Below are 15804 nucleotides of genomic sequence, written 5' to 3' on the forward strand. Positions count from 1 at the left end.
GATCAGGTCGCTGGCAATGGTGGTGGCGTTGATGGACCATCTGTAGGTGTTACATCAAGCACTGGATTTTCCGCAACATAAACCTTAGGTGGCTGAGGAGGACGACCTTCCATGATGTCACGGATCTGATCACGATCAATCGTTTCCCATTCCATCAAAGCTTTTACCATTGCATGAGCAATATCTTTGTTATTTTCAAGGATATCACGCGCAACACGATACTGTTCATCTAGGATACGACGTACTTCTTGGTCAACTTGCTGTTGCGTTGCTTCAGAAATTGTACGGCTACCGACATTTCCGAAGAAACCATTTTGGTTTTCATCTTCATAGACCATCACGCCCATTTTGTCTGACATACCGTACTTGGTCACCATTGCGCGTGCCATTTTGGTTGCACGTTCAAAGTCGTTAGACGCACCCGTTGACATTTGATCAATGAAAACTTCTTCTGCAATACGACCACCAAATAAGATTGAAAGTTCATTCAACATCTTAGACTTGTAATGGCTGGTTTGATCATGTTCTGGCAATTGCCAAGTTACACCCAAAGCCCAACCACGTGGCATAATTGTTACTTTATGCACAGGGTCAGTCCCTGGAAGAATTTCTGCAACAATGGCATGACCTGCTTCATGATAAGCAGTTGCACGACGTTCCTCTTCACGGATCACCATCGACTTACGCTCAGGACCCATGTAGATCTTATCTTTTGCATCTTCAAAGTCATGCATATCGACGGTGTTCTTGTTACGACGAGCAGCAAATAATGCAGCTTCATTGACAAGATTCGCCAATTGCGCACCAGAGAAACCAGGTGTACCACGTGCCAATACCTTAAGATCAACACCAGTTACCGAAGGAAGTTTCTTTAAATGCACTGCCAAGATCTGTTCACGACCTTTAATATCTGGCAGCCCCACCATCACTTGACGGTCGAAACGCCCCGGACGAAGTAATGCTTTATCTAGTACATCCGCACGGTTTGTTGCCGCAATGACGATAATTCCTTCATTACCTTCAAAACCATCCATTTCAACAAGCATTTGGTTTAGTGTTTGTTCACGTTCATCATGACCACCACCTGTACCTGAACCACGATGACGACCGACTGCATCAATCTCATCAATAAAGATGATACATGGTGCATGGCGTTTCGCCTGTTCGAACATGTCACGCACACGAGATGCACCAACACCAACGAACATTTCAACGAAGTCAGAACCTGAAATACTAAAGAATGGAACTTTGGCTTCACCAGCAATCGCTTTTGCAAGTAAAGTTTTACCTGTACCTGGAGGACCAACCATCAATACGCCTTTAGGAATCGTTGCCCCTAAGCGTTTGAATTTTGCGGGGTCTTTCAAGAAATCAACGATTTCTACAACTTCTTGTTTTGCTTCATCACAACCAGCAACATCGGTAAAGGTCACTTTGATTTGGTCTTCTGAAAGCATTTTCGCTTTAGATTTACCAAAACTCATTGGTCCATTTTTACCACCTGCACCACCACCCATGTTACGCATAAAGAACATGAACAATAAAATAATTAAAAGCACAGGAAAGCTTGCGATGAGAAGTTGCATCAATAAACCTTGACGTTGAGGTGCAGTACCTTCAACAACAACGTTATTTTTGATGAGTGTAGGCATCAATTCAGGATCTTGAACTGCTGGGCGAATACTTTCAAAGTTCGAACCGTTCTTTTTTTCGCCGCTTATTCTTTCACCATCAATTGTGACTTTACTAATTTGACCAGCATTCACCGCTGTGACGAATTCTGAATAATTCATCGCAGAAGGCTTACTGCGGTCACTGAGATTGCTGAAAATTAAGATCAGCACACCCAGTATGACCAGCCACAATACGGCATTTTTGAAGTAATCGCTCAAAGCTTTATTCCCATATATAACTATTTTGATCAGGCTCAATCTTGCTTGATCGTAACAAAAAGCGAGTAATGAATTTCGCAATAAAGGTTAAAAAGGTACAAAATGCACAATTTTTAACAACTTGGCAAGTATTTGTTGGCAATTCATTACGAAGAATGAACATACCTTAAAACCACCACCTATTGCGAAACTTTTTTACGGCCCTGTCCAATTAAAAAAACTTCTTTTGAACGTGCACGTGAAGCAGCTGGTTTTGCTGTTTTTAACACATCAAAACTATCCACGACTTGCTTTCGGAACTCATCAAAACCAGTTCCTTGGAAAACTTTAACTAAAAACTGCCCTTTTGGTCCAAGAACCTTGTTGGCAAAATCTAACGCAAGTTCACACAAGTAAATCTGGCGAGGTTGATCTACAGCCCTATTACCTGATGTATTGGGGGCCATATCTGAAATTACAACGTCTACAGTGCGTCCATTTAAAATATTTAACAATTTTTCAAAAACTTCTTCTTCTCTAAAATCACCTTGTAAGAAGGTAACATCAGGCAAAGCATCCATTTCCAAAATATCTGAAGCAATCACTAAACCTTTATCACCAACCAGTTTACCAGCGATTTGCGACCAACTTCCTGGCGCAGCACCCAAGTCAACCACGGTCATACCTGGTTTAATCATTTTGTGTTTTTCTTGAATTTCAAGAAGTTTATATGCAGCGCGAGCGCGGTAACCTTCTTTTTGTGCTTTTTTCACAAAAGGGTCATCTAAATGCTCTCTCATCCACGCACGACTACTTTTGGATAACTTCTGGTTGGTAATGCGTGTAGCCATAACTCTCTTGATCTAAACCGATAACTAACTTCTGATTGTACGTGAAAAAAATTCTCATTGCAGTATTCATATTGATTTAAATCGACAGATATTGATATGTTTTTTTGAATAAGCTTCATCGATTATTTCTACAGAATTTACAGCGTAGTGATATGGCTTTTGTTATACTAAGTCGTTTCTAAAATTAGGTTATCTTTATATGGCGGCTCTATCTATCCAAGAACGTAAACGTTTACGTCAAATCGGCCATGCGTTAAATCCTGTTGTAATGCTTGGCGATAAAGGCTTGACTGAAAGTGTCGTTGAAGAATTAAACCGTGCTTTAAATGATCACGAGTTAATTAAAGTCAAGGTTACTGGTGAAGACCGCGAAGCACGTGCTGCAACGATTACTGAAATTGCAAATGTTACTGGTGCTGAAGTTGTTCAAACAATTGGTAAAATTGCATTGCTTTATAAAAAAGCTGCGAAACAAAATCCAAAATTGTCTAATTTAGTTCGCCACGCTCATCTTTCAAATTAAGATTTATTTTCATGGCAAGTTTCGAACTGAATGCATTTGATCGTCGTTTTCAAAGTATCTCCCTAGTTGGTGCGATTGAACAAATTAGCCCGTATACGCTCAATGTCGGTTATTGGTTAAGAGATCCCAATCAATTCATAATTTATCCTGAACTGGTTACAGCAAATCCGCGTCAGGATTTGCTTTGGGAAAATACCTGTTTTGAGATTTTTATAGGTGTGCAAGGCGAAGATTATTATCGTGAAATTAATCTATCCCCTTCTCAAGCTTGGCAAGCTTATCAATTTGAAGAATATCGTTATCCTGAAAATATGCCACCAGTCGCTGCTTATGACATTGAATTAAATCAGTTAAAGCGCACACATTATGGATTAAATGTCAGCATAGATCTTAGCGAGTTTATGCTTGCCAATAAATTAAAATGGTCAGACTTATTTTTGGGTTTAAGCGCTGTTTTAAATACCACGCAAGGTCAACATTTCTTTGCCATGCAACACAGTGGCCAACAGGCCGACTTTCACAATAAACGTGATTGGTTACATACATTTTAGACTACAATTATGTAAACTGAGCTTGAAAATAAAAAAAGTGAGGCTAGTTGCCTCACTTTTTTATTGCCATTTTTCTTAAAAATAGCTTTTCTTAAAACATAAGCCTTACATATCTTATTGTTTTGTCGTTACTTTATTCCAAACTTCTAAAGTGTGATCTTTAGAACGCTTTAAAGTTTCAGTTAACTGAACTTTATGTTTGCTCGAAATTTGTGAAACGTCTTCACGAATTTCTTTACCAACTTCAGTTAACTCTTTCACTAAAATGCTTAATTCTGATTTTAAGAAATCAGCCAATTCAGCCAAATCTTTTTGTGAAGTGGAAAATTGTGATTTGATCACATCAAGACGTTGCACCAAATCTTGTTTAAAGTTTTGTACTTGATCTTGAACTTGCTCAGTTAATTGCTCTGACTCTGCTTCAAGCTTAGTTTTAGTTTCTGTAACAGCTTCAGCAACTTTCTGCTGCGCTTCTTTACCTAACTTCTCTAAGTTCTCTGTAGTTTCAGTTACAACTTCTTTCAAAGCTGCGGTGTCTTTGGTTACTTTCTCTGTAACACTTTCTTTAGATATTGTCATATTGATTCCCCCTGGAATGTGAGTCAATAAGATACATTGAAAAGATAAATTTTAGATTTTGATTTGTCTAACAATAATTAAATACTTACAATTTCAAATATTTCACTTTAAAAGCAGAATTAATGATAAATAGCAAGGTATTTATCTTAGATTATCCCTCGAAATAAAATAGACTTTCGAGGGGCTCATGCGTATAATGCGCTGTTAAGTTACAAGCGAGCAGACAAGAGGAGGGTAGGATTTAGTAAGCCTTCCTTTTTTTTCGTCTACTCGCTTTTTTACAGCCCTATTTTTGTGGTTTTAGTTCAGGAGCTATGGTTTGAGCACCCCCGCCATTTTAGCCCTTGCTGACGGTACTGTTTTTAAAGGTACATCGATCGGCGCTACGGGAAGTACGACTGGTGAAGTCGTTTTTAACACTGCCATGACTGGTTATCAAGAAATTTTGACCGACCCTAGTTATGCACAGCAACTTGTAACTTTAACTTATCCTCATATCGGTAATACTGGTTGTAATGAAGAAGACGCTGAATCAGGTCGAATTCATAAAGTTTGGGCGAATGGTTTAATCATTCGTGACCTACCGTTATTACACAGCAATTTCCGAGCTACTCAGTCTCTTGGCGAATATTTACAACAACATAATGTCGTTGCCATTGCAGATATTGATACTCGTAAATTGACACGTATTTTACGTGACAAAGGCGCACAAAACGGATGCATTCTTGCCGGCGATAATATTACTGAAGAAGAAGCTATTGCAAAAGCACGTGCCTTTGGTGGTCTAGATGGTTTAGACCTTGCGAAAGAATGTTGTGACCCACAAGGTTTTGAATGGACCGAAGGCTCATGGACACTGGGCCAAGGCTTTTCTCAACCTGAAACAAAGTTTCATGTTGTTGCATACGATTACGGTGTCAAAACCAACATCTTACGTATGCTTGCCGACCGTGGGTGTAAATTAACTGTTGTTCCTGCACAAACACCTGCTGAAAAAGTATTGGCGTTAAATCCAGATGGCGTATTTTTGTCAAATGGACCTGGCGATCCAGCAGCATGTGATTATGCAATTGCGGCAGTAAAAACCATTGTTGAAACTACAAACCTACCAGTTTTCGGTATTTGTTTGGGTCATCAAATTCTAGCTTTAGCTTCTGGCGCTAGAACGGTGAAAATGCCACATGGTCACCATGGTGCAAACCATCCTGTACAGAATCTTGAAAATGGTACAGTGATGATTACTTCTCAAAACCATGGCTTTGCAGTAGATGCAGAAACCTTACCTGCAAACCTCAAAGCTACGCATAAATCTTTGTTCGATCAAACCTTACAAGGTATTCATCGTACAGATAAACCTGCGTTTAGCTTTCAAGGTCACCCTGAAGCAAGCCCTGGTCCACATGACTGTGCCCCATTGTTCGATCATTTCATCGAACTTATTGAAGCATCTAAGAAGTAATTAAGGAAGCGATCATGGCTAAACGTACAGACATTAAAAGCATCTTAATTATTGGTGCGGGTCCGATTGTCATCGGGCAAGCATGTGAGTTCGATTACTCAGGTGCACAAGCATGTAAAGCCCTTCGTGAAGAAGGCTACCGTGTTATTTTGGTGAACTCTAACCCAGCCACCATTATGACTGACCCAACTATGGCAGATGCAACGTATATCGAACCGATTACGTGGCAAACTGTTGCACAAATCATTGAGAAAGAACGCCCAGATGCGGTTCTTCCGACAATGGGTGGTCAAACGGCATTAAACTGTGCATTGGCACTAGATGCCAACGGTATTTTAGAAAAATACAATGTTGAATTGATTGGTGCGACCAAAGAAGCCATCGAAAAAGCAGAAGATCGTAAACTTTTCGATATCGCAATGCGTAAAATTGGTTTGGAATGTCCGCGTGCTGATGTTGCAGAAAGCATGGAACATGCGCTTGAAATTCAAGCCCGTTTTGGCTTCCCTGTGATTATCCGCCCATCATTTACGATGGGTGGTTCAGGTGGTGGTATCGCCTATAACAAAGAAGAATTCATTGAAATCTGTGAACGCGGTTTTGATCTTTCTCCAACCAAACAATTATTGATTGATGAATCATTAATTGGCTGGAAAGAATATGAAATGGAAGTTGTTCGTGACAAAAACGACAACTGTATCATTGTATGTACCATTGAAAACTTCGATCCAATGGGTGTGCATACCGGTGACTCCATTACTGTTGCACCTGCACAGACACTAACAGATAAAGAGTTCCAATTACTGCGTAATGCTTCTTTAGCGGTGCTACGTGAAATTGGTGTAGAGACAGGCGGATCAAACGTTCAGTTCGGTATCAACCCGAAAGATGGTCGTATGGTTGTGATCGAGATGAACCCTCGTGTATCTCGTTCTTCTGCGCTTGCGTCTAAAGCAACAGGTTTCCCTATTGCCAAAATTGCAGCAAAACTTGCAGTGGGCTATACCCTTGATGAATTGAAAAATGACATCACTGGTGGAACAACGCCTGCATCGTTTGAACCTGCAATCGACTATGTTGTAACCAAGATTCCTCGCTTTAACTTCGAGAAATTCCCACAAGCTGATGCAACACTCACAACACAGATGAAATCTGTGGGTGAAGTCATGGCAATTGGTCGTAACTTCCAAGAATCTGTACAAAAGGCACTTCGTGGTCTTGAAGTCGGTGCTTGTGGTTTTGATGAGAAAATTGCAGTGGGTACTGAAGGCGCGAAAGATAAAATCTTGGTCGAGCTTAAAGTGCCAGGTCCTGAGCGTATTTGGTATGTTGCTGACGCATTCCGTCATGGCTTCACATTAGATGAAGTATTTGCTGCAACCAATATCGATCGTTGGTTCTTGATTCAAATCCAAGACATCATTCAGTCTGAAGAGCAAATCAAAACTTTAGGTTTTGGTGATTTGAACGCTGACAATATCCGTGCATTTAAACGTAAAGGTTTATCTGATTTACGTATTGCTGACTTGATGGGCATTTCGCAAAAGCAATTCCGTAAGCACCGTTGGAACTTGGGTGTATACCCTGTTTACAAACGTGTAGATACCTGTGCAGCTGAGTTCGAGTCAGATACTGCTTACATGTACTCAACTTATGATGACGAGTGTGAAGCGAATCCGTCTAACCGTGACAAGATCATGGTGATCGGTGGTGGTCCTAACCGTATTGGTCAAGGGATCGAGTTCGATTATTGCTGTGTTCACGCTGCCCTTGCAATGCGTGAAGATGGTTATGAAACCATTATGGTTAACTGTAACCCTGAAACGGTTTCAACTGACTATGACACATCTGATCGTTTGTACTTTGAACCGATCACTTTAGAAGACGTTTTAGAAATCGTACGTACAGAAAAACCAAAAGGTATTATCGTACAGTACGGCGGTCAAACACCTTTGAAATTGGCTCGTGCTTTAGAAGAAGCAGGTGCACCAATTATCGGTACGTCTCCAGATGCGATTGACCGTGCAGAAGATCGTGAACGTTTCCAACAGATGATTCAACGTTTGAATCTTCGTCAACCAAGCAACAGCATTGTTAAATCTGCTGAAGAAGGTATGGCTGAAGCATCTAAAGTGGGTTATCCGTTGGTTGTACGTCCATCTTATGTCCTTGGTGGTCGTGCGATGGAAATCGTATACAACGACGACGAACTTAAACGTTACTTGCGTGATGCTGTACAAGCGTCTAACGAAGCACCTGTACTGCTTGACCATTTCCTTGATGATGCAACAGAAGTCGATGTTGACTGTGTATCTGACGGCAAAGATGTGGTGATCGGCGGTATTATGCAGCATATCGAACAAGCGGGTATTCACTCTGGTGACTCAGCATGTTCAATTCCGCCTTACTCTCTTTCTGCAGAGATTCAGGATGAAATGCGTCGTCAAACCGTTGCTATGGCGAAAGAGCTTGGTGTGATTGGCTTGATGAACGTACAGTTTGCTGTTAAAGGCAATGACGTTTATATTCTTGAAGTGAACCCACGTGCGTCTCGTACAGTACCGTTCGTTTCTAAATGTATCGGCGAATCATTAGCAAAAGTTGCAGCACGTTGTATGGCGGGTCAATCTTTAGAATCGCAAGGATTCACAAAAGAGATTATCCCAACGCATTTTGCTGTAAAAGAAGCAGTATTCCCGTTCAACAAATTCCCAGGTGTAGACCCGATCCTTGGACCAGAAATGAAATCTACTGGTGAAGTGATGGGTGTTGGTACAACTTTTGGTGAAGCTTTCTATAAAGCTGTGTTAGGCTCTAACGATCGCTTACCAGGTAAACCAACTGATGGTGAAGTGAAGCACGTATTTATTTCAGTACGTCATTCAGATAAGCCTCGTGCCGCGGGTATTGCGAAAAAATTGGTTGATTTAGGCTTCAAAATTATCGCAACTGGCGGTACTTATGATGTCATTAAAGAGGCTGGTATTGAATGTGAACGTGTGAATAAAGTAACTGAAGGTCGTCCAAATATTGTCGACCGCTTGAAAAATGGCGAGATTCACCTCATTATCAATACTACTGAAGGTAAACAAGCTCAGCAGGATTCATTCTCAATCCGTCGCTCTGCTCTTCAAGGTAAAGTGTATTACACAACTACCTTGAATGGTGCTGATGCTGTATGCCAAGCTTTAGCAATTAAATTGCCAATGGATGTATATCGCTTGCAAGATTTGCAAACACTAGGTTAATTCGTTTCCGATAAGTCCTGCCATCTTATCGGTGGCGGGCTTTTTTCATTTTATAAACCTGTATTTTTTAAATACTGAACTGAGGGACAACAATGCAACGTTATCCTATGACTCCTGAAGGCAAGGTAGCCTTAGAGAAAGAATTGCAACAGCTCAAATCTGTTGATCGTCCACGTATTATTGCAGCAATTGCAGAAGCACGTGAACATGGGGATTTAAAAGAAAACGCAGAATACCATGCAGCGCGCGAGCAACAAGGTTTTTGTGAAGGTCGTATTCAAGACATCGAAGGTAAACTTGGTGCTTGCCAAGTTATTGATGTTAAGGAACTTGAGCAAACTGGTCGTGTGGTTTTTGGTGTGACGGTAACCATTGAGAATTTGGATACTGAAGAAAAGAAAACCTATAAGATTGTAGGTGATGATGAAGCTGACTTTAAGATCAATAAGATCTCAGTGAACTCGCCTATTGCGCGTGGTCTTCTTGGCAAGAATGAAGGTGACGAAGCTAAAATCACTACACCACAAGGTGAAGTGGAATATGAAGTGGTGAGTGTTGAATATATTTAACACATACTAGGGCTGATGATTCAGCCCTTTTTATTGAGCTAAAAATATAAAATGAATAACAAAAAACTAATCGCTTTTATATTCAACCATCAGTTATTGACTAAGACAAAACGACTCAAAATATTTTTGTCAAAGCCTAAGACACAAAAATACAATTTCAATAATTAATATTCTTAATAAAATCAAAAAAATGTAGAAATAAATTATTCAATTATAAAAAGCTTGCAATGCCACACATTACATTTAAAGTCTAAATAGCTTTGTTTAGGCAAAGGGTACATCCTGTACCCCTGCATTCCCAAACATCAAGGGCAACATCCATGTCGCCCCACAGTAGGATAATCATCTAGAATTCAAAAATACAAAAACTTATTCATAGCCGAAAATTTTCAAGTTCATACAAAAACATAAGCTTCATTGATGATCAATGACAGGATGCAAATCATTTATATATACAATTAGAAGGTTTAGCTATATAGATAAAAAGTTTAAAAACATTCACATCAGAACAATCCTGCATTCACATAGAAATTAACACTGATCACGTATCTATTTAATAAATATCAAACATCATCCATACATTTCTCAAATCTTGCTCCAAGCAAAATATGATGCATCCGCCATACGAACTCAAAGAAAACTAGCATTTATCACCAACCGCTCTAAGTAAATTGCCATTGTTAAATATTTTCGATGCATTACATTGAGGAAAAATTAAAATTCATTGAGAACGAGAATGAAAGCAGGACGAGCAAGTAAAACTGCTGAAGCAGCGGCAGCAATTAGAGCCAATCATCATTTAAATGCCAACGATCCAGTATTCTCTGACCCTTATGCATTTGAAATGACCAATTCACAATGGCGTTTACTTTTAAATAATGCTCTTCTACGTAAAGCGTTAAACTCCAATTTAATGAATCAAACTTTTGGTAAATTGACAGGCCAAGTGGTTGGACGTTCTCGCTATACAGAAGATCTTTTAAAACAAGCGATTGAACATGATCATATTCAACAATATGTATTGGTTGGCGCTGGTCTAGACTCTTTTGTATTACGCTTGGCCCAGCAATACCCCCAACTCAAAATATTTGAAATTGATCATCCTGATACACAAAGAACCAAATTAGAAAAATTAAAAAAGCTTAGTAATACAGGTGAGCTCCCAAGCAATGTGGAATTTGTTGGCATTGATTTTGAAAAAGAAAAACTGTCTGATGCTTTGGCGCGTAGTGGATTTCAAAACACCCAAGCCGCATTTTTTTCATGGCTGGGCACAACCCATTATTTAACCCCACAAGCAACCCTAGCAACCTTACACAACATTGCATCCTTTACTGGCAAAAATAGCCAAGTTGTGATGGATTATTCGATTGATTATAAAGTCTTACAAGGTATTGAGCGTTTGGGTAGCTTCGCAGTGTCACAGTTTATCCGTTTCTTAAAAGAGCCTTTGATTGGTGCGTTTGCTTCGCAAGCATTGCATCATGCAGTTGAAATGATGGGTTATCAGGTGGTTGAAGATTTATCAGGTAAAGACATTACCCATCGTTACTTTAACCATCGTGCTGATCATATTCGTCATACCCATGCCACGCATTTGATCCATTTAAAAATAGGTTAATACTTGAATACCAGCCAAGGAATAGCTGAAGAATTGATGTTTAAACCCAATACACTGAATATTTTTTAATTGCTGATCAAGATCTAAGTTCAATCTAAGGTTACAATGCGCGCTCTAGCCCTTGCACTTAAGCTTTTGTACTCCCATGACTGACGCTATTCACTCCCCCGTAAAACACTGGTGCGAATTTGAGTTTATTTCTAAAACTGTGAAAAATCCCAATATTCATATTAAAGGAAATTATTCTTATTATTCGGCATATTGGGATCAGGGATTTGAACGTTGCGTGGTGCGTTATTTGCATGATAAGCCGTCAACTGTAGAGAAACCAATTGACCAATTATATATTGGTAACTTTGTTTGTTTTGGGGCTGAATGTGTGGTCATGATGGGTGGCAATCAATTACATCGCTCTGACTGGATCTCTACATTTCCTTTTGATACCCGTAGCTTTTTACCCGCTGGGGATACAGTGATTGGCGATGGTTGTTGGATTGGCAGTCGTGCCATGATTATGCAAGGGGTAACGCTAGGTGAAGGTGCCATCGTTGCTACAGGTGCAGTCGTCACTCAAGACGTGCCAGCGTATGCAATTGTCGGTGGTGTACCGGCAAAACTCATTAAATATCGGTTTTCTCAGGATCAGATTGAAAAATTACAGTCAGTTAAATTGTATGATTTAGATGAGAAGCAGGTTTTAAAAATTCGTGAACAATTACAAAGCGATGATATCAATCAATTGATTGATTTTTTAAAAGCAGCAGAATAATACCCTCGGTATAGGTTAATAATCACACAAAAAGCAAAAAGGGCTAAATATCAATTTAGCCCTTTTGCAAAGATTAAAATCTTTTGCTACACATCAGAATTTAACACAACATTTTGCTGTGCATTTTTTAACTTTCGTTGTTTCAGATAATAAGCAAGCATCAAACAAAGAATCCATGCTGGAATCATCATTACCGCAATACGCATATTCTCGGTGAATGACATTACCACCAGAATACCCAACATAAAGATAATGCAAAGATAATTACTGAATGGATAAGCAATACTTGGAAACTTGGTGGTCTGCCCTTGTGTTTGCATGGCTTTACGGAACTTTAAATGCGTCCATGAAATAACCACCCAGTTAATCACAATTGCAGCAACCACTAACATCATCAATAAACCAAATGCTTTTTCTGGAAATGCATAATTGAGTAGTACACATAAAACCGTAACAAAAGCTGAAACATAAACCGCATTGGTTGGAATACCACGCTTATTAATATGCTTAAGGAACTTCGGTGCATTACCCTGTTGTGCTAAACCAAGTAACATTCGACTACTACAATAACTGGTCCCGTTATACACCGAAACAGCTGCGGTAAGAATGACAAAATTCAGTAAGGTCGCAACACCATGACTATCCAGTGAAGCAAATACCATTACAAATGGGCTACCACCTTCTGCCATTTGGTTCCATGGAAAAAGTGCAAATAAGATAAACAGTGTTGCAATATAGAAAATCAAAATACGATAAATAATTTGATTGACTGCTTTAGGCAGAGTTTTATCAGGATCACGCGCTTCTGCTGCAGTAATACCAAATAGCTCAATCCCACCAAAGGCAAAAATAATCACAGCCATTGCCATGACTAAACCTTCCACACCAAATGGGAAAAACCCACCCAATGCCCAAAGGTTACTAATGCTTGCCTGTGGCCCTGCTGTACCTGTTGCAAGTAGATAGGAACCAAAGCCGATCATGGCTAGAATTGCCAAAATTTTGACGATAGAGAACCAAAATTCCATTTCACCAAAAAATTTTACATGCAATAAGTTGATACCGTTGATTAAAACAAAAAACACCAATGCTGAAATCCAAGTTGGGATTTCAGGCCACCAATATTGAATATAAAGACCAATTGCGCTCAGCTCTGCCATACAGACCAAAACATTGAGTACCCAATAATTCCAGCCAGACATAAAACCTGCAAATGAGCCCCAGTATTTGTATGCAAAGTGACTAAATGAACCACTGACTGGTTCTTGCACCACCATTTCACCTAACTGTCGCATCATTAAAAACGCAATAAATCCAGCAATCGCATAACCGAGTATGACTGAAGGACCTGCAAGCTTAATCGATTGCGAGATACCCAGAAACAATCCTGTACCAATTGCACCACCTAGCGCGATAAGCTGGATGTGCCGATTGCTTAAACCATGTTTCAGGTTTCCTTGCTCATGTTTTGACATATGATTATTCTCATCCCTGTCTCGTAATTTTTGTATTCAAAATTACGTATATCATAAGTTAATCAAAAATGCCTATATCTAATCGAAAAATAATTGATTTACTTTTCTCATAACCGCGCATATAAGCAGAAAATTCAACAAATAACAATTATTATGAATTATGTAATTAAATTATGTATTGCGTAATTAAATATTTTCAGTATGATAGAAATCATAAGACACTGACAGCTTGCTTGAGTCATTTGAATAAGGCATTTAAATAAATCTATATTCATTTGTTTTTCAAATACTTAAGAAAAATATCAAAGATTTTGATCTTCTCTAACAAAATTAAAGACAAGGAAAGCAAATCATGAGCTCACATTTAACTTGTTTTCTTGAAATTGACTCACAATCAGATTTCACCATACATAATTTGCCCTACGGTATTTTTAGTGAAACACCCCAAGGCACAAAACGAGTGGGTGTTGCCATTGGAGATTGGGTCATAGACCTTGCCCACTTAGAGGCACATGGACTATTAGCGATCAATGGACATCAAGATTGTTTTAATCAAGCGACACTGAATAAATTTATAGAAACGGGTAAACACAACTGGCAAAAGGTTCGTACTACATTACAAAGTCTACTCTCTGCTGAAAATCCAACACTTCGTGATGATGTGGTTTTACGCCAAAACGCATTATTTAAGCAAAATACAGTCACTTTGCACTTACCTATTCAAGTCTCTGGCTATACAGATTTCTACTCGTCCAAAGAACATGCCACCAATGTCGGAACCATGTTTAGAGATCCTAAGAATGCATTGCTTCCAAACTGGAGCGAACTTCCTGTGGGATATAATGGTCGTGCCAGCTCTGTGATTGTCAGTGGCAAAGATATTGTTCGACCTTCTGGGCAAATCAAATTACCTGATCAAGAACGCCCTGTTTTCTCTGCAACACGTAAACTCGATTTTGAATTAGAAACTGCCTTTATCGTTGGCAAAGCGACTGAATTGGGTGAGCCTATCGTGATTGCAGATGCTTGGGATCATATTTTTGGTATGGTTTTGCTCAATGACTGGTCGGCACGTGATATTCAACAATGGGAATACGTACCATTAGGCCCGTTTAACGCCAAGACTTTTGCAAGTGCAATTTCACCTTGGGTGGTGACCATGCAAGCACTGGAACCGTTTAAAGTCAAAGGTCCAGAACAACAACCTAAACCACTTTGCTATTTAGAAGAAAATATTGCCAACAGCTATGATATTCACCTCAGTATTGAAGTTCAAAGCCCTCTATCAACACAAGCTGATGTGATTTGCCAAACCAACTTTAAATATATGTATTGGTCTATGGCACAGCAACTCACCCACCACACAGTTGCAGGTTGTAATGTCCAAGTCGGTGACTTGATGGGTTCAGGCACAATTTCAGGTCCTACAGAAGATGCTTATGGTAGCTTACTTGAACTGACATGGAATACCACCAAACCGCTAACTCTCTCGAATGGAGAAAAACGTGGTTTCTTGCAAGATGGTGACCGTGTCGTGATGAAAGGCTACTGTGAAAAAGCAGGGATCCGTGTGGGCTTTGGTGAGGTTGCCAATCGCATTTTGCCAGCGCGCCAGTTTAGCTTCCATCAAACAGAAGACTTGAGCTATGAAACTGTATAGTTATTTTCGTAGCTCTGCGGCTTATCGGGTTCGGATTGCACTGAATCTCAAACAACTGAGTTATGAAATACAACCCGTGCATTTGGTCAAGAATGAGCAACTACTAGAGCTTTACCGAGCCGTTAATCCAAGCCAATGTGTTCCAACTTTAGTGGATGAAGATCAAAGCTTTTTACAGTCACTCAGTATCTTGGAATATCTTGAAGAACGTTATCCAGCAATTTCATTATTGCCTGAAAATATCGTCACGCGAAGTAAAGTACGTGCTTTTGCACAAGCGATCGCCTGCGATATTCATCCGTTAAATAATTTAAGAGTCTTAAAGTATTTACAAGATGATCTTGCTCTCAGTGACGAGCAAAAAAAACACTGGTACCAACACTGGATCGTAGAGGGTTTTAACAGCTTAGAAGCCCAACTACAAGATTCAAATGGGAAATTCTGTTTTGGTACACAACCGACATTTGCAGACTGTTGTTTGATTCCTCAAGTCTATAACGCCAAACGCTTTAAAATTAATTTAAGCACTTTTGCAAAGATTGAGTCGATTAGTCAACACTGTTTAACCCTTCCAGCCTTCTTCAATGCTGCTCCAGAACAACAACCTGATTGGGAATAAAGATAAAGG

At 39.6% G+C, this 15804-nt stretch carries 13 protein-coding genes; 9 read left to right on the top strand and 4 right to left on the bottom strand.

Translation table 11 applies throughout. The annotated features are described in order from the left end of the window. Positions 1-2 precede the first annotated feature (2 nt). A complete protein-coding gene (gene ftsH / locus ACG916_RS00865; protein WP_336951808.1) occupies positions 3-1892 on the bottom strand; it encodes an ATP-dependent zinc metalloprotease FtsH in 1890 nt (629 codons plus the stop codon). A 179-nt stretch (positions 1893-2071) separates the two neighbouring features. After that, entirely contained in the window at positions 2072-2722 is a 651-nt protein-coding gene (gene rlmE, locus ACG916_RS00870; RefSeq protein WP_004717323.1) for a 23S rRNA (uridine(2552)-2'-O)-methyltransferase RlmE, read from the bottom strand. Between the two features lie 199 nt (positions 2723-2921). On the opposite strand from rlmE, the gene yhbY reads away from it, so the two are divergent. Together yhbY and ACG916_RS00880 are read left to right on the top strand one after the other, a co-directional pair. Next, positions 2922-3245, top strand: coding sequence for a ribosome assembly RNA-binding protein YhbY (gene yhbY, locus ACG916_RS00875; protein ID WP_004717326.1), 324 nt, complete (start codon positions 2922-2924; stop codon positions 3243-3245). Positions 3246-3256: 11 nt separating this feature from the next. Beyond that, positions 3257-3796, top strand: coding sequence for a DOMON-like domain-containing protein (locus ACG916_RS00880; protein ID WP_336951809.1), 540 nt, complete (start codon positions 3257-3259; stop codon positions 3794-3796). Positions 3797-3910: 114 nt separating this feature from the next. Here ACG916_RS00880 and ACG916_RS00885 read toward each other — a convergent pair whose 3' ends face one another. Then, the gene (locus tag ACG916_RS00885) at positions 3911-4375 is read right to left on the bottom strand and encodes a hypothetical protein (protein WP_336951811.1); all 465 of its coding nucleotides are present in this window, start codon (positions 4373-4375) and stop codon (positions 3911-3913) included. Positions 4376-4694: 319 nt separating this feature from the next. Between ACG916_RS00885 and carA the strand changes: the two genes are divergently transcribed. The 5 genes from carA (at position 4695) to ACG916_RS00910 (ending at position 12041) form a co-directional block, all read left to right on the top strand. Continuing rightward, positions 4695-5834: a glutamine-hydrolyzing carbamoyl-phosphate synthase small subunit gene (gene carA, locus ACG916_RS00890; RefSeq protein WP_336951812.1), complete on the top strand. Its 1140-nt coding sequence runs from the start codon at positions 4695-4697 to the stop codon at positions 5832-5834. A 14-nt stretch (positions 5835-5848) separates the two neighbouring features. Then, positions 5849-9082: a carbamoyl-phosphate synthase large subunit gene (gene carB / locus ACG916_RS00895; protein WP_419327149.1), complete on the top strand. Its 3234-nt coding sequence runs from the start codon at positions 5849-5851 to the stop codon at positions 9080-9082. 92 nt (positions 9083-9174) lie between these two features. Continuing rightward, the gene (greA, locus tag ACG916_RS00900) at positions 9175-9651 is read left to right on the top strand and encodes a transcription elongation factor GreA (protein WP_336951814.1); all 477 of its coding nucleotides are present in this window, start codon (positions 9175-9177) and stop codon (positions 9649-9651) included. A 736-nt stretch (positions 9652-10387) separates the two neighbouring features. Beyond that, on the top strand, positions 10388-11272 hold the full coding sequence (locus tag ACG916_RS00905; RefSeq protein WP_419330091.1) for a class I SAM-dependent methyltransferase: 885 nt from the start codon (positions 10388-10390) through the stop codon (positions 11270-11272). A 145-nt stretch (positions 11273-11417) separates the two neighbouring features. Beyond that, positions 11418-12041, top strand: coding sequence for a CatB-related O-acetyltransferase (locus ACG916_RS00910; protein ID WP_419327147.1), 624 nt, complete (start codon positions 11418-11420; stop codon positions 12039-12041). A gap of 86 nt (positions 12042-12127) precedes the next feature. On the opposite strand, the gene ACG916_RS00915 is transcribed toward ACG916_RS00910, so the two are convergent. Then, a complete protein-coding gene (locus ACG916_RS00915) occupies positions 12128-13516 on the bottom strand; it encodes an amino acid permease (protein ID WP_004823234.1) in 1389 nt (462 codons plus the stop codon). 352 nt (positions 13517-13868) lie between these two features. Here ACG916_RS00915 and fahA point away from each other — a divergent pair, with 352 nt between their 5' ends. Both fahA and maiA read left to right on the top strand, forming a co-directional pair. After that, on the top strand, positions 13869-15176 hold the full coding sequence (gene fahA / locus ACG916_RS00920) for a fumarylacetoacetase (RefSeq protein WP_419327146.1): 1308 nt from the start codon (positions 13869-13871) through the stop codon (positions 15174-15176). Further along, entirely contained in the window at positions 15163-15795 is a 633-nt protein-coding gene (gene maiA, locus ACG916_RS00925; protein WP_419327145.1) for a maleylacetoacetate isomerase, read from the top strand. The genes fahA and maiA overlap by 14 nt, the downstream gene beginning before the upstream one ends. The last annotated feature ends 9 nt before the right edge of the window (positions 15796-15804 follow it).

Origin of the sequence: Acinetobacter legionensis, assembly GCF_048552295.1 — a bacterium.
In the GTDB taxonomy this organism is placed as follows: Bacteria; Pseudomonadota; Gammaproteobacteria; order Pseudomonadales; family Moraxellaceae; genus Acinetobacter.